Raw genomic sequence first — 21179 nt, forward strand, 5'->3', positions numbered from 1 at the left:
CTCTTCAACCAATAAAAATGGGAGCCGATTGGCTCCCATTTTTTAGCTTAAAAATTTAAACTTTAAATTAAACCAAGCCTTTCTTTTTTAAGACATCAAACATAGTTGAACCAAGTTCAGCTGGGCTACGCGTATATGCCATACCCGCTTTTTCAAATGCAGCAAACTTCTCTTCAGCAGTACCTTTACCGCCAGAGATAATCGCTCCTGCGTGACCCATACGCTTACCTTTAGGTGCTGTTACACCCGCAATATAACCAACAACAGGTTTAGTCACATTAGATTGAATATATTCAGCAGCTTCTTCTTCCGCACTACCACCAATTTCACCAATCATGATGATTGCTTCTGTTTGTGGGTCTTCTTGGAAAAGTTTTAAGCAGTCAATTTGGTTCATACCTGGAATTGGGTCACCACCGATACCAATACAAGTAGACTGACCTAAACCAAGCTTAGTCGTTTGCGCAACTGCTTCATAAGTCAATGTACCAGAACGAGAAATGATCCCGATTTTACCTGGTTGATGAATATGCCCTGGCATAATCCCAATTTTACATTCGCCCGGTGTGATAATACCTGGACAGTTTGGACCGATTAAACGTGCATTATTACCATAAGTTTCAAGGTAACGTTTCGCTTTTAACATGTCTAAGGTTGGAACACCTTCGGTGATCACCACGATTAACTCAATACCAGAATCGACTGCTTCAACAATAGAATCTAGTACAAATGGTGCAGGTACATAAATTGATGTTGCATTTGCACCCGTTTCTTTTACTGCTTCACGCATTGTATTGAAAACAGGTAGACCAATATGAGTTTGACCACCTTTACCCGGTGTTACCCCACCAACTACTTTTGTACCGTATGCAATTGATTGCTCAGAATGGAATGTACCATTCTTACCTGTAAAGCCTTGTACCAATACTTTTGTGTCTTTATTAACTAATACGCTCATGATTGATACTCCTTACGCTTTCACAGCAGCAACAACTTTTTCTGCAGCATCAGCTAAGCCGTTCGCAGAAATTAATTTTAGACCTGATTCATCAAGTAATTTAGCACCTAATTCTGCATTGTTCCCTTCTAAACGAACAACTACAGGTACGGTTACATTTACTTCTTGAACCGCTGCAATAATCGCTTCAGCAATCATGTCACAACGTACGATACCACCAAAAATATTGATCAATACACCTTGTACAGATGAATCTGAAAGAATAATTTTAAATGCTTCAATTACGCGATCTTTAGTCGCACCGCCGCCAACATCAAGGAAGTTTGCTGGCTGACCACCATACAGTTTGATGATGTCCATTGTTGCCATCGCAAGACCAGCACCATTCACCATACAACCAATATTACCTTCTAAAGCAACATAGTTAAGGTCAAATTCAGATGCTTTTAACTCACGCTCATTTTCTTGAGATTTATCACGCATCGCTGCAATTTCAGGCAAACGATAAAGTGCATTTGAGTCAATACCGACTTTAGCATCTACACATAAGATTTCGCCATTTTCACGAACTGAAAGTGGGTTAATTTCAAATAGTGCAAAGTCATTTTCAACAAATGCTTTGTACGCGCCTGTCATGATGGTTACAAATTGGCTGATTTGCTTATCTTTTAAACCTAATTGGAAGCCAACATCACGCGCTTGGAATGGCAATAAACCAACCAGTGGATCTACTTCGACTTTAATAATTTTTTCAGGTGTTTCTTCAGCAACTTTTTCAATTTCTACACCACCCTCTGTAGACGCCATGAATGTCACACGACGACTAGAACGGTCAACCACTGCACCTAAATACAATTCACGTTCTACAGGATAAACATCTTCACAAACAAGGATACTATTTACCGGCTGACCATTGGCATCCGTCTGATACGTGACTAAACGAGTACCTAACAGGCTTTTTGCATATTCAGCTGCTTCTTCTTTTGACTTAACAACTTTTACGCCACCCGCTTTACCACGACCACCTGCATGGACTTGGGCCTTCATCACAGCGAATTTGCCACTAATTTGCTCAAAGGCAGCAGATGCTTCTTCGGGCGTAGTGATTAAAATGCCTTCTTGAACTGGCATACCATATTTTTTTAACAGCGTTTTCGCTTGATACTCATGTAGATTCATGTTTTACCTTTTACTACTTTTCACATTGTTATGACACACCAATAATTAGACTTCCATCGCAATAACTATCGGCATTTATTAAAGTTTGTTCTTTTATTTTTAGATGATTATTCAATTAAAAACAACCATCAAAAGTAAAAAGAGCGGTCGAAACCGCTCTTTTTTGTGTTATTTACGTTTACGCTGAATCGCGTGAATCGCACGCCCATCAACAGCAAGCGCTGCTTCATGAACGACTTCAGAATAAGTTGGGTGACCGAAAGTCATCAATTGTAAATCTTCAACTGAAGATACAAATTCAAGTGCAATCATACCTTGGTGAACAATATCAGAAGCACCTGGACCAATGATATGCATACCCAATAAGCGATCCGTTTTTGCATCTGCAACAAACTTCACAAATCCAGCAGATTCATTGGCAGCTAAAGCACGACCATTTACCGCAAATGGGAATTGACCGGTTTTAACGTCGTGACCTTTCTCTTTAGCTTGCTCTTCAGTCAATCCTACCCACGCAGCTTCAGGGTGTGTATAAATCACTGAAATAATAGTGTCATAATTCACTTGAGCAGCATGACCATGCATACGCTCAACTGCCATTACACCTTCTTCCATTGCTTTATGCGCAAGCATTGGACCACGTACCAAGTCACCAATTGCATATACACCGTCAACAGACGTTGCACACCAATCGTTCACTTCAACCAAACCACGTTCAGTTAATTTAATGCCTGAATCTTCAGCCAATAAACCTTCTGCATAGGCTTTACGGCCAACACAAACGATTAATTTATCAAAAGTTTGAGTTTTATCTTCGCCTGCTTGGTTATATTGAACAGTCACTTCACGACCATTCACTTCAGTACCTGAAACTTTAGCGCCAATACGAATATCTAAACCTTGTTTTGTTAAAAGTTTTTGATAATCTTTTGCCAACGCTTTATCCGCCATTGGTAAGAATGCATCTAATGCTTCAAACACAACAACTTCAGAGCCAAGACGACGCCATACTGAACCAAGTTCTAGTCCAATTACGCCTGCACCAATTACACCTAAACGTTTAGGCACTTCTTGGAATTCTAATGCACCTGTTGAATCAACGATAAGGTCTTCATCAACTTTTGCTACAGGAATATTTACAGGTACAGAACCTGTTGCAAGAATTACGAATTTAGGTTCTAAAACTTGAACATCACCACCTTCTAATGGTGTGAATTCAACTTTTTTACCAGCAAGTAATTTACCCGTACCTTGTAACCACTCGATACCGTTGCCTTTCAGCAATTGAGCAACACCACCAGTTAAGTTATCTACAACTTTGTCTTTACGAGCAAGAAGCTTTTGAAGATCAAGTTGGACATTTTCAACTGTAATACCGTGAACATCTAAGCCATGAAGAGTGTCTTCATAGTGATGAGAAGAATCCAAAAGTGCTTTAGAAGGAATACAACCTACGTTTAAGCAAGTACCACCTAAAGATGGCTTACCTTTGTGTACACGTTTTTCGATACACGCAACTTTGAAACCAAGTTGAGCAGCACGAATTGCCGCTTCATAACCACCTGGCCCACCGCCGATTACCACTAAATCAAACTGAGACATGCTTATCTCCAAAAACGAGTTTAAAGGATCACTCTAAACTCGTGTTGTTATTCTAAAGAATTAAAGGTCAAGGATTAGTTTAGCTGGCTCTTCAAGTAACTCTTTAACAGTTACCAAGAAACCTACTGCTTCTTTACCATCAATCATACGATGGTCATAAGAAAGCGCTAAGTACATCATTGGAAGAATTTCAACTTGACCATTTACAGCCATAGGACGCTCTTGGATTTTATGCATACCTAAAATAGCAGTTTGTGGTTGGTTCAAAATAGGTGTTGAAAGTAATGAACCGAAAGTACCACCGTTGGTAATTGTGAAAGTACCACCAGTCATATCTTCAATTGCTAATTTACCTTCACGTGCTTTTGCAGCATATGCACCAATACCTGATTCAACTTCAGCATAGTTCATACGGTCAGTATTACGTAATACTGGAACCACTAAACCACGATCAGAAGAAACCGCAACACCGATATCATAGTAACCATGATAAACAATATCATCACCGTCGATTGAAGCATTTACCGCAGGATAGCGTTTAAGTGCTTCAGTTACAGCTTTAACGAAGAATGACATAAAGCCTAAACGTGCACCATGACGTTTTTCGAAAGCATCTTTATATTGCTTACGCATTTCCATCACAGGTTTCATATTGACTTCGTTAAACGTAGTCAACATTGCAGTTTGCTGTGTAGCAGCAAGAAGACGTTCAGCAACACGCTTACGTAAACGTGTCATTGGAACACGTTTCTCAATACGCTCACCAACAGCGACGCTTAATGGTGTTACAGCTGCAGCAGCTGGTTTAGTTTGATGATTCGCAACATCTTCTTTGGTGATACGACCACCACGACCAGTACCATCTACATCCGCAGCAGCAATACCTGTTTCAGTTAAAGCTTTACGCACTGCAGGTGCTTGATCTTGTACTTGAGCACGTTCAACAACAGGTGCATTACCCGCTTGAGTTTGTGCCGCAGCTTGTTCTACTTTCTCTTCAGATTGAACTGCTTGAGTTTGAGTAGCGCCAGAAACAGCACCTTCTTCAAATGTTGCAATAACTTCAGAAGAAAGAACTGTGTCACCTTCATTTTTGATGATTGCAGAGATAGTACCATCAGCAGGAGCAACAACTTCTAAAACAACTTTATCCGTTTCAATATCACAGATGACTTCATCACGTGATACCGCTTCACCTGGTTGTTTGTGCCAAGTTGCAATTGTTCCGTCAGCAACTGACTCTGGGAACACCGGTGCTTTAATTTCGGTTGCCATTATTTAGATTCTCCTGATTGTTCAGCTACGATCGCAAGTGCGTCATTCACGAGCTGAGCTTGTTGTTTTGCATGCAAATATGGTGAGCCACATGCAGGTGCAGCTGAAGCTTCACGTCCTGCATAGCTAATTTGAACTTGTAGAGCAGACTTCATTACACCTTCGTATAAACGAGGAGCAATGAATAACCATGCGCCTTGGTTCTTCGGTTCTTCTTGACACCAAACAAGTTCTTTTATGTTTGGATATGTCGCAAGCACTTCAGCAAGACGTTTTTCTGGGTATGGGTACAATTGTTCAACACGTACCACCGCAATGTTCAAGTTTTCTTCACGACGTTTTTCAAGTAAGTCGTAATAAACTTTACCACCACAAAGTACAACACGTGTTACATCTTGTTTGTTGATTTGATCCACTTCATCAATCACAGTCTGGAATGTACCAGTTGCAAGCTCTTCCAAAGTTGAAGTTGCAAGTTTATGACGAAGCAATGACTTCGGTGAAGTCACGATCATTGGCTTACGAATTGGGCGAATTGCCTGACGACGCATTGCATGGAAAATCTGTGCAGGTGTCGTTGGTGTAATCACTTGCATGTTTTCTTCAGCACATAACTGTAAGAAACGCTCAAGACGTGCAGATGAATGCTCAGGACCTTGACCTTCATAACCATGTGGAAGAAGTAATGTTAAACCACACACACGTTCCCATTTGGTTTCACCAGATGAGATGAATTGATCAATTACCACTTGCGCACAGTTTGCAAAGTCACCGAACTGAGCTTCCCAGATTACCAAGCTTTTTGGCAATGTTGTTGCATAACCATATTCAAATGCAAGCACAGCCATTTCTGACAATAATGAGTCATAAATTGCAGTACGTGGCTGGTTTTCTTTGATATGACACAGTGGAATATAAACCGAACCATCAACTTGGTTATGTAGCTTGGCATGACGGTGTGAGAATGTACCACGACCAACATCTTCACCAGTCAAACGCACCAAGAAACCATCATCAAGGATAGAAGCATAAGCTAAAGTTTCTGCTGCACCCCAGTTTAATGGCATTTCACCAGTTTGCATTTTCAAACGTTCATCGATCACTTTAGACACTTGGCGTTGCATCACGAAACCTTCCGGTAATTCGCGCATTTTTGTACCAATTTCTTTTAAGCGTTCGATTGGGAAAGTCGTATCCCAAACATCTGTATATTCATGACCTAGATACGGTTTCCAGTCCACAAACATTTTGTCATTTGGTTCAAGCACTAAAGCATTGGCAACATGGTTACCTGCTTCAAGATCTTCACGATATTTTTCAACTAAAGCATCTGCATCAGAACGATCTAATACTTTTTCTTGTACCAATTGATCCGCATAAAGCGTACGTGTAGTCGCTTTTTTATTGATCACTTGATACATCATTGGTTGTGTTGCTGCTGGCTCATCTGCTTCGTTATGACCACGACGACGATAACAGAACATGTCAATCACAACATCTTTACGGAATGTATGACGGAAATCATGTGCCAATTGCGCAACAAACAATACAGATTCTGGGTCATCACCATTGACATGGAAAATTGGCGCCTGAATCATTTTTGCAATGTCAGTACAGTATTCTGTAGAACGTGCATCACGTGGATCAGATGTAGTAAAACCAACTTGGTTGTTGACTACGATATGAACCGTACCACCTACGGTATAACCACGCGTTTGTGACATTTGGAAGGTTTCTTGGTTGACACCTTGACCAGCAAATGCAGCATCACCATGTACGATTACAGGCAATACATCATCACCACCAATGTCTTTACGACGTACTTGGCGTGCACGAACTGAACCTTCAACCACAGGACCCACAATTTCTAAATGCGATGGGTTAAATGCCAAAGCCAAGTGAACTTCACCACCAGGTGTCATCACATTTGATGAGAAACCTTGGTGATACTTAACGTCACCTGAACCTTTTTTAGCTAAAGTTTTACCTTCAAACTCACCAAACAAATCAGCTGGGTTTTTACCCATGATGTTCACAAGTAAGTTTAAACGACCACGGTGTGGCATCCCAATTACGACTTCTTTACAACCTACAGAACCTGCACGTTGAATAAGTTCGTTTACCATTGGAATGAAAGATTCACCACCCTCTACACCAAAACGCTTCGCACCAACATACTTATTACCGAGGAATTTTTCTAAGCCTTCAGCAGCAGTTAAACGTTCAAGTACGTGTTTCTTTTGATCTGCCGAGAAACCGAACTGACCGCGTGCACCTTCAAGACGTTGTTGAATCCAGCGTTTTTCTTTGGTGTCAACAATGTGCATATATTCAGCACCAATAGAAGCACAGTATGTTTCCTCCATTGCGCTAACCATCTCACCTAAAGTTGCTTCAGTTTTACCAATCGCCAAATTTCCAGCATTGAAAACTGTATCTAGGTCAGACTTGGTTAAACCATGTGCAGCAAGATCTAAATCTGGCACATCTTCACGTTTAGCCAAACCTAGTGGATCAAGCTTGGCTTTTTGATGACCACGGTTACGGTATGCTGCAATCAGTTGCAAAACACCGATTTGACGACGTTCATGCTCAGTACTTACTTCACTTTGCACAACAGGCTGAACACGACTTGAATTACGACCTAATAATAAGAATTGCTCACGAATGTTTCCGTGTGGTTGGTCACCTTTAGGGAATTTATCGAAATATTGACGCCAATCCTCACCTACTGAGGTTGGAGAAGAAAGGTACTGTTCGTAAAGCTCTTCAATATACGCTGCACTATCAGCGGAAAGTTCAGTATCAAGACGCAATGCGTCAGCAACTTCTTGCATTTGTGGACCCATTTCCTATTGCAAAAACATTAGAGGGTGCTTTTTAAGCACTCCCATGATTGATAATGCCAAATCGGTAAATTGACATTCACCCATCAGATACTCATGACCAAGGGGCGTTATAAACATTAGCTTTTACTAATGCATACAATGAATCATAACGCCCTCAATGGCATCATCACTCACTTATATACTCAACCGAAGCTGAGCAATTTTTTGCAAATCGACTTAGAAAAAACAAAGGCTTTTTTGCTTTTTCTAAAGCGGTTCTAATCTTTGCTTATAAAATTATTTATAAACTGATCTGGATCACACTTATGTAGAAAAAATGTACCAAAAACATGGTGTGTTTTTCACATATAGTGGTTTGTTAAATCGTAACATGATCTGTCACTTCAATTGATTTTTTTGACACATACCACCTATAAATTAGCGAAATACATACAAGAAATAATCTATTATTATCCATCCATTTATATCGGGTCTGTTGATATTTTTTCAATGCTTAAAGCTTAGATCCCATTCACTCGAACAAAAAACAACCATCTCATTAAAAATCCAATAAAAAAAGAGCGCACATCCCAAGATGTACGCTCTTTTTTCACATCGTATTAACCCGCTTGATCGAGCAACATGCTACGGATATGACCGATCGCTTTTGTTGGATTCAAACCTTTCGGACATACAGACACACAGTTCATAATCCCTTTACAACGGAATAATGAGAATGGGTCATCAAGACGTGATAAACGATCTTGTGTCGCAGTATCACGAGAATCAATAATGAAACGGTATGCATTCAACAATGCTGAAGGACCTAAGAATTTATCTGGGTTCCACCAGAATGATGGGCATGATGTTGAACAACATGCACAAAGAATACATTCATACAAACCATTTAAGTGCTCACGCTCTTCTGGAGATTGTAAACGCTCTTTTGGTGGTGCAGGTTGATTATTGATTAAGAATGGATGAATTTTGTCATACTGATCGTAGAACTGATTCATATCCACAACTAAATCTTTCACTACTGGCAGACCAGGTAATGGACGAATGACGATTTTTTCAGGTAAATCGTTCAGGTTCCATAAACACGCAAGACCATTTTTACCATTGATATTCACACCATCTGAACCGCAAATACCTTCACGGCAAGAACGACGGAATGTTAATGATTCGTCTTGAACTTTTAATGCTAAAAGCGCGTCAAGCAACATACGATGCTTATCCGTCAACTCTAGTTTAAAAGTCTGCATATACGGTGCTTTATCCTTATCAGGATCATAGCGGTAGATTTCGAATGTACGTGTACCTCTACTCATCTTATTTCTCCCGATTAGAATGTACGTGGTTTAGGTTCAATTGGGTCTACAGACAATGGGCTGTAACGTACTGGCTTGTATTCAAGATGGTTATCCGCTGAATACCATAAAGTATGTTTCATCCACTCATCGTCACGACGACCATATGAATAGTGCTCATCATCAGCAGGCAATTCATAATCTACAACAGTATGTGCACCACGACATTCTTTACGTGCAGCAGCAGAAATCAATGTTGCTTTCGCTACTTCGTATAAGTTTTCAACTTCCAAAGCTTCAATACGTGCAGTATTAAATACTTTAGATTTGTCTTTTAAATGAATGTTACGTACACGTGGTTCAATCGCAAGAATCTGCTTAACACCCTCATCAAGCAAGGCTTGAGTACGGAATACACCCGCGTGGTCTTGAACGATATCACGAATTGCATCCGCAACTTCTTGTGCATTTTCACCAGAAGTAGAATCATCTAAATGATTGATACGTTTCAACGTGTTCACAAGTACATCATTTGGAAGTGGTTGGTATTCATCACCGTGATGTTTAGTCACGTAATCGATGATGTGTTCACCAGCAGCTTTACCAAATACAACCAAGTCAAGTAATGAGTTTGTACCTAAACGGTTTGCACCATGTACAGACACGCAAGAACACTCACCAATTGCATAGAAGCCTTTTACAGGCACTGTATAATTCATTGTACCGTTGGTTGTGTATTCATTTGCAGCTTTATCAAAACCTGCATAGAAATCTGCTGCATTTTTCGCTGTTTCAGGAATAACCACTTGACCATGAATATTGGTCGGAATACCACCCATTTGATAATGGATTGTTGGTACAACTGGAATTGGTTCTTTGGTGATATCCACGTTTGCGAATTTCTTACCAATCTCAAATACAGATGGTAAACGCTTCATGATGGTATCCGCGCCCAAGTGAGTCATATCAAGTAGGATATAATCACCTTTAGGACCACAACCACGACCTTCTTTGATTTCTTGGTCCATAGAACGTGATACAAAGTCACGAGGAGCCAAATCTTTCAAAGTTGGTGCATAACGTTCCATGAACGGTTCGCCATCTTTGTTACGAAGGATTGCACCTTCACCACGACAACCTTCTGTTAACAATACGCCTGCACCAGCAACACCCGTTGGGTGGAATTGCCAGAATTCCATATCTTGTAATGGAATACCCGCACGAGCAGCCATACCAAGACCATCACCAGTATTGATATAAGCATTGGTAGATGCACGGTAAACACGACCAGCACCACCTGTAGCAAACAATGTTGCTTTGGCTTGGAATACAGCAATTTTGCCTGTTTCTTGGTCAATTGCTGTTACACCGAGTACATCCCCTGCTTCGTTACGGATTAAGTCTAATGCAATCCATTCAACGAAGAATTGAGTACCCATTTTCACGTTACTTTGATAAAGCGTATGAAGAAGTGCATGACCTGTACGGTCGGCAGCAGCACAAGCACGTGGAACTGGTTTTTCACCATAGTTCGCAGAGTGGCCACCAAATGGACGTTGGTAAATTGTACCATCAGCATTACGGTCAAATGGCATACCTAAGTGTTCAAGCTCATAAACAACTTTAGGCGCCTCACGACACATAAATTCGATTGCATCTTGGTCACCTAACCAGTCAGAACCTTTTACCGTGTCATAGAAATGATAGTGCCAGTTATCGTCTTGCATGTTACCAAGCGATGCACCAATACCACCTTGAGCCGCAACAGTGTGAGAACGTGTTGGGAATACTTTAGTTAGCACTGCAACTTTCAAACCTGCTTGAGCAAGTTGATATGAAGCACGCATACCTGAACCACCACCACCAACGATGACTGCATCGAAGAACTGGCTTGGAATATTTGAATAATCTTCTTTAGGGGTTAAAGCGCCCATGACATTTTCCTATCAATTCGCCCAAAAAATCTGGATTGCCCAGATCGCATATGCAATAACAGCAATAATCACTGCTGAAGTTAACACGATGCGTAAACCTGAAGCTGAAGGACCCATCTGACGAGTAGTCACATAGTCAGTGAATACTTGCCACATACCAATCCAAGCATGCGCAACAAGAGATAAGACTGCCAATAAAGATAAAATCTTCATCGGAAGTGTCATCATAAAGCCAAACCATTGCTCATAGTTAAATCCGCCATTGCACAGAATCCAACCTAATACCACAACAGTATAAACAGCTAGAACTACAGCACTTACGCGTTGGATATACCAATCACGAGAACCTGAACCCGTTAAACCTGTAGCACTTTTCATTAGAGAACGATCCATACAAATGAAGCGATAACTGATATCGCAGCCAAGATTAATGCAATAGTTGCTGCTACGCGACCACTTTGCAACTCTTCAGCAAAGCCTAGGTCAGCAAGTAAGTGCTTAATACCCATAATGAAATGGAATAATAAACCAGCGACAAATACCCATACGATAAAACGTACAATGAAGCCACCAAAGATTGCTTGAACTTGAGCAAAGCCTTCAGGCGAAGACAAAGACTTGTCTAAAAGCCACAAAAGTACCGGTACGAGTAAAAATACGATGACACCTGATAGACGGTGTAGAATTGATGCAATAGCCACAGGGGATTTTAAGTTTACATCTAAAACTTGACCCATGGACAAATTGACAGGTCTGTTGCTTTTCACAGCGGGCATCCTGTAAGTAAAAACTCCATCCGGAGTTTGTTGGAATTAATTCGAAGGAAAGCTAGCATTGTCAGACAAATTTAATTGCCTGAACTTTAAACGACACTGAATTATAAAACGTGCACTGTCAAAATACAAACCATCGAAATTGGCTTTTTCTTTAAAAATCACTCAAATAAGAATCATTTACACCCATTTGAAAAATAAAGCAGATCACCCATCTCTGTTTTTCAAGGCTATCTCGTTATTTTTTATGACATTTAAACATATTACTTTTACACATAATTACGACTTATATTATTTTTATAAATTTAGACTAAAGCACAACATTACGGACAAAATCGTCCTGTGGTTAATTTCTCCCTGCTGTTTTATTTTTCATCAGCTGGTTAAGCTTTAGTAGATACCCAACATGTTATTTTAAAATAGTCCTTTATTCCTATTTTAAATGGGTGCCATTTAATTCAGTGATTTGACTGAAAGCTTTATAATAAGAAAGAAAGACTTAGTTTGTGAATAATTCATAATTTAGCTGCAAGATTTTATGGTATTTGATTATTCCTAAGGCAACTAAATGCCTATTTTTATACTGATTCGATTATTTTTTATCCTTTAAAAGCTTCAATAAAAACTATTTTTTAATCAATTAAGCATTAAAATGAAAATAAATATTTCATCAACTCATTTGGATGTTTTTTACACAAAAATAATGGCAAAAGCTATGTAAGTCGTGAAATTCAGATGGTTTTAAAACAGCAACAATGCATTTCGCAACTTACAAAAGCCACAAAATATTGGTCAAAAATGCCATTTCCTGTCTAGCAATCACAATTATTTTTCTGCACCTTCTTTAGAATTTACCTTATTATACTGACCGACTCTGAAATTTAATGATCAATCTTACTGGTTAAAGTTAGACTAACTACTGATGAAAACATTGTTTTTTCATCCATAAGTATAATTGACAAAATTTCAGTACTCACTAAGCTAAATAGCAATTTTTGATCCGTCTGACTTGTACATTACAAGATGACTCAGCAAGTTAGATAAAATATCCACCAGGACAGGAGATCTATTGAATGTCTGCAGCAACTGGCAAGAAAGCCGTTCTAGAGCTTGATGGCAAAAAAATTGAATTACCAATTTACAGCGGCACATTGGGCCCAGATGTAATCGACGTTAAGGATGTGTTGGCTTCAGGTCACTTTACTTTTGATCCTGGTTTTATGGCGACAGCTTCTTGCGAGTCTAAAATCACTTTCATTGATGGTGATAAAGGCGTTCTTTTACACCGTGGTTATCCGATTGCTCAACTTGCAACTCAAGCTTCTTACTTAGAAACTTGCTATTTATTGTTAAGCGGTGAGCTTCCAACTGCTGAACAAAAAACAGACTTCGAAAACAAAGTCCGCAACCACACAATGGTTCACGATCAAGTTAGCCGTTTCTTCAATGGTTTCCGTCGTGATGCTCATCCTATGGCGGTTATGTGTGGTGTAGTGGGTGCGTTATCTGCGTTCTATCACAACGGTTTTGACGTTGAAAACGTAGACCACCGTGAAATCACTGCAGTTCGTTTAGTTGCTAAAATTCCTACTTTAGCTGCTTGGACTTACAAATATACAATCGGTCAACCGTTCGTATATCCACGTAACGATTTAAGCTATGCTGAAAACTTCCTGTACATGATGTTTGCTACTCCAGCAGATCGTGATTACAAAGTTAACCCTATTCTTGCTAAAGCAATGGATCGTATCTTTACGCTTCATGCTGACCATGAACAAAATGCATCAACGTCTACAGTACGTTTAGCTGGTTCTACAGGCGCTAACCCTTATGCATGTATTGCTGCGGGTATTGCTGCACTTTGGGGACCTGCGCATGGTGGTGCAAACGAAGCTGTTCTTAAGATGCTCGATGAAATCGGCTCTGTAGAAAATGTTGCACCGTTCATGGAAAAAGTAAAAACTAAAGAAGTTAAACTTATGGGCTTCGGTCACCGAGTTTATAAAAACTTCGATCCACGTGCAAAAGTAATGAAAGAGACTTGTGACGAAGTGTTAAGTGCACTTGGTATCAATGATCCACAACTTGCGCTTGCAATGGAACTTGAACGTATTGCATTAAGCGATCCGTACTTCATCGAACGTAAACTTTATCCTAACGTAGACTTCTATTCAGGTATCATCCTTAAAGCGATTGGTATCCCAACAGAAATGTTTACGGTAATCTTTGCGCTTGCACGTACAGTTGGTTGGATCAGCCACTGGTTAGAAATGCACAGCGGCCCGTACAAAATCGGTCGTCCTCGTCAGCTTTATACTGGCGAAACTCAACGCGATATCAAACGTTAATTCGTTACGCGTTCAGATCGAACAAGAGACCACCCTTTCGGGTGGTTTTTTATTACATATTCATACCAATTTTCATACCAACTGGTATAATCTAGTTATTTTAAAATTCATTTAAAATCAAAACATAATAATGCCAATATAAGCATAGAAAACTGAAATTTATATTTTTACTATAAAACTTACAAATCACTACTTTAAAAAACACCCAACAAATAACTTTATTTTATATATTGTTTAAAATTTTTTTATTAATACATTTTCAAAGGACTTGAAGATGCCTCAACATTTATCCAAACAAGTGCACGACCCAGATCAAGCTTTTTTTGGTCACCCTAAACCATTAAAAGGTTTATTTTTTACCGAGCTTTGGGAACGTTTTTCCTATTATGGTATTCGCCCTTTATTAATCCTCTATATGGCGGCTTTAGTTGCTGATGGCGGTCTCGGTTTAGATCGCCCAACAGCATCAGCAATTGTCGGCTTATTTGCAGGCAGTATGTATTTAATGACCGTATTGGGTGGATGGGTTGCTGACAATTATCTCGGTCAGGAGCGCGCTGTGTGGTACGGCTCACTGATCATCGCATTTGGACATCTATCCATTGCATTGGCAGCTTTATTTGGGCATTTCTTTTTTTATTTTGGTTTAGTTTTGATTGTGATCGGTTCTGGTTTATTTAAAACCTGTATTTCCGTCATTGTTGGCACTTTATATCAGGCTCAAGATTCACGGCGTGATGCAGGATTTTCCATTTTTTATATGGGAATTAATCTAGGTTCGTTGATTGCCCCACTATTGACTGGTTTATTGGTTAAAGAACATGGTTGGCACTGGGGATTCGGAATCGGTGGCGTTGGAATGTTAATCGCCTTACTGATTTTTAAGTTAATAACTGTGCCTCAATTAAAACAATTTAATCATGTGCAAGGCAATGAAAATAACTGGGCTCGTCCTGTACATTACAATCCTAAAGCACCCCAAATGATCATAGGTTTTATTGCAGTTGTTGGCTTGATTATCGGTCTAGTTTCTCTTGGCGTAATTAACATCAATCCAATTCAGATCGCCACATATTTCACAATCACAATCTGTATTTGTATTGCCTTATATTTCAGCTATCTATTGCTCTTTGCTGGTTTGAATAATACTGAGAAAAAACAAATCATCATCTGTTTTATTTTACTCATCACCGCTGCACTTTTCTGGTCAGCATTTGAACAAAAACCAACATCTTTCAATCTTTTCGCCCAAGACTTTACAGATCGCCAATTCTTTGGCTTTGAAATACCCGCAGTTTGGTTTCAATCGATTAACCCGCTTTTCATTATTATTTTCGCACCGATCATCGCATGGCTTTGGGTTAAATTAGGCAAACAAAATCGTGACCCTAGCTATATCACCAAATTCATTATTGCTTTACTTCTCGCTGCAGGTGGTTTCCTCGTGATGAGCATTGCCAGTTACTTGATCACCCAAAATGGTGGAACTGTTTCTGCATTGTGGATCGCATCAAGCCTCCTGCTTTTAACACTAGGTGAATTATGCTTAAGCCCTGTTGGTCTTTCAACCATGACTAAACTCGCTCCGACCATCATTCGTGGACAAGTGATGGGGCTTTGGTTTACAGCATCTGCTTTAGGAAACTTGATGGCAGGTTTAATCGGTGGTCATGTTTCTATCCATGAAGTTGACCAATTACCCTTGCTATTTGTGCGATGTGTCATCGCTTTACTTCTTGGCGCACTCGTTCTATGGTTAATGAGAAAACCGATTCGTAAATTACTCAATCAAACATCGACCCCCTCTCAAAAATCTATTGATATGCAATTGGAAAAAGTATGAACAGTTTGTCACCTGCCAACAAATTAGAAAACCTTCGTACAATTATGAAGAAATATCAGCAGGATGCTTTTATCGCCATGAGTGCAGATCCACATATGTCAGAGTATCTACCTGATTATTGGAAAATACGTCAATGGCTAACAGGCTTTACAGGTTCAGTCGGCACAATTGTAGTTACTCAAAACTTCGCAGGTTTGTGGGTAGATGGTCGATATTGGGTACAAGCTGAACAGCAACTGGAAAATACAGGTTACGTTTTACAAAAGCAGACACATGATGCTGCTTCAACACATTTGGCTTGGCTTTCACAACATTTAGCCAAAGATGCAAAAATCTCTGTCAATGGAAATACCATTTCAACTCAACAATACAGCGCATTATCAGCGCTTGCGATAGAACACAATTTCGTCATTCAAACAGACTTAGATTTAATTGATGAAATTTGGACTGAACGGCCAGCACTGCCCCTACAACCCATTTGGCAAATGGCAGATGATTTAAATGCGCAAACACGCTTAGAAAAAATAACTGCGATCCGTCACAAACTTATTCAGAAAAAAGCAACGGGGCATTTTATTTCTGCACTCGATGATATTGCTTGGATTTTGAATTGTAGGGGGCGTGATGTTGAATATAATCCCGTGTTCTTAGCACACTTATATATTGACCATTCTCGAACTGTGCTTTTTATTGATGATGCAAAACTTTCAACTGAAATGCAGCAAAGATTTGCTTTGGATAACATTGAAATCTTAGCTTATAACGCAAGCATCAAGTTTTTGCTCGAACTTAAACAACAAAATATTTTAATTGATCCTGCTAAAGTCTCAATTTCATCTGCACAGGCCATTGAGCAGCAAAGTCATTTAGTCCAAGACATTAATCCAAGCAGTTTATTTAAATCACGTAAACATCCTTCAGAAATTGCACATGTGCGCAGTGCAATGACCAAAGATGGTGTTGCCCTATGTCATTTCTTTCATTGGCTAGATAACGCATTGGCTGATAAAGAATCGATCAATGAACTCACCATCGACGAAAAAATTTCAGGCTTTCGCGCACAACAAGCAGGTTTTATTGGATTAAGCTTCTCGACAATTGCAGGCTTTAATGCCAACGGCGCATTACCCCACTATCGTGCCACCGAAGAAAGCTTTAGCGAGATTAGTGGTGATGGTTTGCTGCTGATTGATTCAGGCGCACAATATGATGAAGGAACCACAGACATTACCCGCGTTGTTCCCATAGGCACAGCAAGCGCTGAACAAAAATGTGATTACACTTTGGTGTTAAAAAGCCATATTGCACTTGCACAAAGCGTTTTCCCTGAAGGCATTGCATCACCACTATTAGATGCAATTACCCGTCAAACGCTATGGAAATACGGATTAGATTATCGTCATGGTACAGGTCACGGTGTAGGCTATGCATTGAATGTTCATGAAGGCCCACAAGTGATTTCATATTATGCCCCAGTCACACCATCCACCAAGATGCGCGAAGGGATGATTACTTCCAATGAACCTGGTTTATATCATCAAGACAAGTACGGCATTCGGATTGAGAATCTTGTCGTCAACAAAATTAAGCATTTTGAAGATACGACCTATGGTCAATTTTTGGAATTCGAAACACTAACATTGTGTCCGATTAACCTGACGTGTATCGTTTTAGACCTACTCAGTCATGATGAAAAAGCATGGTTGAATCAGTACCATCAAATTGTCAGAGAGCGATTAGCACCTCACTTAGAAGGTGATGTTTTAAACTGGCTAAATGAAAACACCCAAGCTATTTAACATTTTCCGTAAAATTTAAAAAGCTCAAAGTACCTGACTTTGAGCTTTTTAAAGCAAAAATAATGATATAAATCAAATTAAAATGCTTTTGCTTTAGCTATCATTTAAACCAGATATGATCAAAATATTGATCAACGACCCCATTCCATTTTCGCCATATACGGGCGAATTTTTTTAATACGCTGGATATTGGTCTTTTCAATCTGAGTTAATTGATTTTCAACATTGGTACTGCATGGCATATACCAATTATCGTTAGCAAATTGAGAGGCAATCTCTTTATTGGCAAATGAATAACCATGACGCGCATAAATTTCATTACGCATCCAGTCCAGTTCTTCAGGAGGAATTTGTAGATCCTCATCTTTTAATAAACGTTGTGATGCAACTGGATAATCACCGACATCTTTTTGATAGCGACACTGTTGCGGCTTTAAATCAAAATATTTTGGTTTAACCTTAGCCGTTGTAGATTCCCAACTAGATTCCAACACATTCGGCTGATTCTGTTTTACAGTAAACGTAAACACACCACTACTTGCTTTAGCACCGCTTTCTGTTGCGGTAATTTTATAGCCTTGTGAAGTTGTCTGTACTTTTCCTGAGAAATTTTGTTTATTTTTACCAAGAACACTATAGCCTTTGATCTGATTACGATCGATAGATTGGATGAAAACAGCAATTTTCTGATCATCATATTTTCCAGACCAAGATTTTTGCAACTGTTGAATATCCAGTGCATAGCTATTCTGGAAACCAATCATTCCTAATCCGACGAGTGCGATTAAACTTTTATTCATTGTTATACCTATTTGTTATGAAGATATTGGATGCATTTTCACATTGATTTTAGATTAAATTGTTTGCTTTGTGATCTACTTTAAGATAAATAAATCAGGATTCTCTGTGGTTTATTTTAAAATCTATGCCATACCCAAACATAAATATGCTGTTTCAACCTATGTTCCACTATAATTTCTCAATCACCATTCCATTATAAGCAGTGATGAACAAAACAAAAACTAACTTGGCCTATTCAAGCTTGAGTCTAATTTCACTCGTGATCTATGCTTATTTATGCTATCTCATGGTGGCAATATGTCTACAATATTTCCCATGGCAAACTGATCAGCATTTTCTATTGTTAAAGCAAGATGTAGTCAATACTCAACCTTGGCAGGCGGCTTTTAAAATCCATGTGATCAGTAGTAGTTTTGTACTCATCGCTGGATTTACACAGTTTTTCCGTGTCTTTCGCACGCGTTATCCCCGAATTCATCGCTGGAGTGGTTGGCTCTACATCATCACCATTTTGGGGCTGTCTTTACCCAGTGGCTTAATTTTAGCTTTTTCAGCGGCTGGAGGGTTATCCACACAAATCAGCTTTGTCTTATTAAGTTCACTCTGGGCGATCACCACCCTATCCGCTTTATACTTTTTATTGAAAAAGCGCTGGATTTTACATCGTGACTGGATGATCCGTAGTTTTGCACTAAGTCTTTCAGCGCTAAGCTTAAGGACATGGAAAATCGTGCTTTATGAGTTACAACCTTATTTTGATTGGTTAACCCCAATTCACATCTATCAGTTAGAATCTTGGTTAGGTTGGGTGGTCAATCTAATCCTAGCTGAAATCATTATTTTTGGATTACATCATCGCACAAGACAAAAAAATAAAAGCCCTAAATCAATTTAGGGCTCTCATAAAAAGTGTTCAGCAATTGAACACTAAACTTATTTTTTACTCACACTATAATGGTTTAAATCTAGTTGTTTTAATTGGTTACGTAATTGTTGCAATGACCATGGCCATGCTGCAAAGTTACGACCATTTTCATCCAGATAATAGGACTTACACCCACCCGCATTAAATACAGTGGTTTTTAAATGTTTCTGCAAACGTTTATTATGCTGGGCAAGCACATCCGCTTTGATTTCAAAGCGAGTGAATTTTTGCTCACGCATTTTTAACAAGCCATCAACAATATAACCGACTTGTGCTTCCGCGATACCAATAAATGAGTCATATACCAGAATGTTTGGACCAAGGACCAAGAACGCATTCGGTACATGTTCAATACTGGCACCCAAATATGCTTCAGGTGAACTATTTTTCCAACGCTCAGCAAGGACTTGACCATTGCTGTCATAAACTCGTTTACCAATTGGAGGATGTGAAACTTCAAAGCCTGTTCCCCAAATAATCACATCCACTTCATGACGTTCACCATTTGCTGCAACCACTGTATTTCCATCAATTTCAACCAAACCATGTGCAATCAGACTCACATTATCTTGTTGTAGAGCTGGATAATAATTGTTTGCAAACAATAAGCGCTTACATCCAATAGTAAAGTTCGGTGTTACTGCTTTACGCAAGGTCTCATCTTTAATTTGCAGTTTGAGTAATTGCTTACTCAGGAAATTAACGGGTTCCAATACTTTAGGATTACGCAATCCAAAGTTAATTCCATTTAAAATCTGTGCAATGCTATTACGCCAAGTTTGTTGAATGATTGGGAATCGAGAAATGATCCCTTTAGCCGTTTCGTTTAACTCCATATCCGCCTTGGGTAGTACCCACGGTGCTGTACGCTGGAATACGATTAGCTGTTTCGCTAAAGGTTGTACTTGCGGGATAAACTGAATTGCAGAAGCCCCTGTACCAATCACTGCAACACGCTTACCGGTTAAATCATAATCATGATTCCAACGTGCTGAATGGAACATTTCACCTTTAAAACTTTCAATTCCTTTTAATTTCGGCAAAGCAGGTTCAGTAATTGGTCCTGTCGTAAAGATCACTGTCTTTGCTTGATATTGACCTTTTGATGTTTCTAAGTGCCAAATATGTTGTGCTTCATCCCATTTGGCACTGATTAATTCATTATTAAATTCAATTTTCTCACCAAGATCATATTTTTCCACCACTTCTTCTAAATAGCTTAGAATTTCTGGCTGCTTGGCAAATAAATGACTCCATTTATGGCTTGGTGAGAAAGAAAATGAATAAAGTGCTGAGGGTACATCACAACCGCAGCCCGGATAATTATTGTCGCGCCATGTTCCCCCCACACGACTGGCTTTTTCAAGGACCACATAATCGTTATAGCCTGCTTGATTCATTTTATAAGCAGCAGCAATCCCTGAAATACCAGCACCAACCACAATGGTGTCATAGATGTGCAGAGCTTCTTTGTGCTGAATCGTCGGCGCTTTTTCCTCAGCCGATTGTCCAAGCTTTTCAGATTGAGCACTTATTTGTGTTTCAACTTTTACCTCAGGCTTATTTTTAGCTTTAGCCGGAGTTTGGACTTCAGCTTTAGCAGT

The 21179-nt window shown here is 39.4% G+C and carries 15 protein-coding genes and 1 pseudogene; 4 read left to right on the forward strand and 12 right to left on the reverse strand.

Going from position 1 to position 21179, the window contains the following annotated elements; all coding sequences use genetic code 11:
- Window positions 1–67 precede the first annotated feature (67 nt).
- From sucD to sdhC, 10 genes and pseudogenes are all read right to left on the reverse strand, one after another.
- The gene (sucD, locus tag GJV03_RS00285) at window positions 68–958 is read right to left on the reverse strand and encodes a succinate--CoA ligase subunit alpha (RefSeq protein WP_004717274.1); all 891 of its coding nucleotides are present in this window, start codon (window positions 956–958) and stop codon (window positions 68–70) included.
- A gap of 12 nt (window positions 959–970) precedes the next feature.
- Entirely contained in the window at window positions 971–2137 is a 1167-nt protein-coding gene (gene sucC, locus GJV03_RS00290; protein ID WP_004717276.1) for an ADP-forming succinate--CoA ligase subunit beta, read from the reverse strand.
- 168 nt (window positions 2138–2305) lie between these two features.
- Window positions 2306–3739, reverse strand: coding sequence for a dihydrolipoyl dehydrogenase (gene lpdA, locus GJV03_RS00295; protein ID WP_004717278.1), 1434 nt, complete (start codon window positions 3737–3739; stop codon window positions 2306–2308).
- Between the two features lie 60 nt (window positions 3740–3799).
- Window positions 3800–5014: a 2-oxoglutarate dehydrogenase complex dihydrolipoyllysine-residue succinyltransferase gene (gene odhB / locus GJV03_RS00300; RefSeq protein WP_004717280.1), complete on the reverse strand. Its 1215-nt coding sequence runs from the start codon at window positions 5012–5014 to the stop codon at window positions 3800–3802.
- Window positions 5014–7851, reverse strand: a complete 2838-nt coding sequence (locus tag GJV03_RS00305) for a 2-oxoglutarate dehydrogenase E1 component (RefSeq protein WP_154129203.1) — start codon at window positions 7849–7851, stop codon at window positions 5014–5016. Before GJV03_RS00305 ends, odhB begins: the two co-directional genes overlap by 1 nt.
- A 138-nt stretch (window positions 7852–7989) precedes the next feature.
- A pseudogene (locus GJV03_RS21370) lies at window positions 7990–8092 on the reverse strand (hypothetical protein); the annotation flags it as partial.
- A gap of 370 nt (window positions 8093–8462) precedes the next feature.
- Entirely contained in the window at window positions 8463–9173 is a 711-nt protein-coding gene (locus GJV03_RS00310; protein WP_004717284.1) for a succinate dehydrogenase iron-sulfur subunit, read from the reverse strand.
- Between the two features lie 14 nt (window positions 9174–9187).
- Window positions 9188–11086 carry an FAD-dependent oxidoreductase gene (locus GJV03_RS00315; RefSeq protein WP_004717286.1) on the reverse strand — a complete coding sequence of 633 codons (1899 nt, stop codon included), beginning with the start codon at window positions 11084–11086 and terminating at the stop codon, window positions 9188–9190.
- 12 nt (window positions 11087–11098) lie between these two features.
- The gene (gene sdhD, locus GJV03_RS00320) at window positions 11099–11464 is read right to left on the reverse strand and encodes a succinate dehydrogenase, hydrophobic membrane anchor protein (protein WP_004717289.1); all 366 of its coding nucleotides are present in this window, start codon (window positions 11462–11464) and stop codon (window positions 11099–11101) included.
- Window positions 11464–11862 carry a succinate dehydrogenase, cytochrome b556 subunit gene (sdhC, locus tag GJV03_RS00325; RefSeq protein WP_126606943.1) on the reverse strand — a complete coding sequence of 133 codons (399 nt, stop codon included), beginning with the start codon at window positions 11860–11862 and terminating at the stop codon, window positions 11464–11466. The genes sdhD and sdhC overlap by 1 nt, the downstream gene beginning before the upstream one ends.
- A 1070-nt stretch (window positions 11863–12932) precedes the next feature.
- Between sdhC and gltA the strand changes: the two genes are divergently transcribed.
- From gltA to GJV03_RS00340, 3 genes are all read left to right on the forward strand, one after another.
- Window positions 12933–14207: a citrate synthase gene (gltA, locus tag GJV03_RS00330; RefSeq protein ID WP_004717293.1), complete on the forward strand. Its 1275-nt coding sequence runs from the start codon at window positions 12933–12935 to the stop codon at window positions 14205–14207.
- A 274-nt stretch (window positions 14208–14481) separates the two neighbouring features.
- Window positions 14482–16050, forward strand: a complete 1569-nt coding sequence (locus tag GJV03_RS00335; protein ID WP_154129204.1) for a peptide MFS transporter — start codon at window positions 14482–14484, stop codon at window positions 16048–16050.
- Window positions 16047–17849 carry an aminopeptidase P family protein gene (locus GJV03_RS00340; protein ID WP_154129205.1) on the forward strand — a complete coding sequence of 601 codons (1803 nt, stop codon included), beginning with the start codon at window positions 16047–16049 and terminating at the stop codon, window positions 17847–17849. The genes GJV03_RS00335 and GJV03_RS00340 overlap by 4 nt, the downstream gene beginning before the upstream one ends.
- 131 nt (window positions 17850–17980) lie before the next feature.
- On the opposite strand, the gene GJV03_RS00345 is transcribed toward GJV03_RS00340, so the two are convergent.
- Complete coding sequence (locus tag GJV03_RS00345; protein WP_096734804.1) at window positions 17981–18649, reverse strand: YARHG domain-containing protein; 669 nt, start codon at window positions 18647–18649, stop codon at window positions 17981–17983.
- Window positions 18650–18855: 206 nt separating this feature from the next.
- On the opposite strand from GJV03_RS00345, the gene GJV03_RS00350 reads away from it, so the two are divergent.
- Window positions 18856–19545: a DUF2306 domain-containing protein gene (locus tag GJV03_RS00350; RefSeq protein WP_154129206.1), complete on the forward strand. Its 690-nt coding sequence runs from the start codon at window positions 18856–18858 to the stop codon at window positions 19543–19545.
- Between the two features lie 38 nt (window positions 19546–19583).
- Here GJV03_RS00350 and GJV03_RS00355 read toward each other — a convergent pair whose 3' ends face one another.
- Window positions 19584–21110 carry an NAD(P)/FAD-dependent oxidoreductase gene (locus GJV03_RS00355; RefSeq protein WP_224965541.1) on the reverse strand — a complete coding sequence of 509 codons (1527 nt, stop codon included), beginning with the start codon at window positions 21108–21110 and terminating at the stop codon, window positions 19584–19586.
- Window positions 21111–21179 lie beyond the last annotated feature (69 nt).

This window comes from Acinetobacter sp. RIT698 (assembly GCF_009668065.1).
GTDB classification, from domain to species: domain Bacteria; phylum Pseudomonadota; class Gammaproteobacteria; order Pseudomonadales; family Moraxellaceae; genus Acinetobacter; species Acinetobacter guillouiae.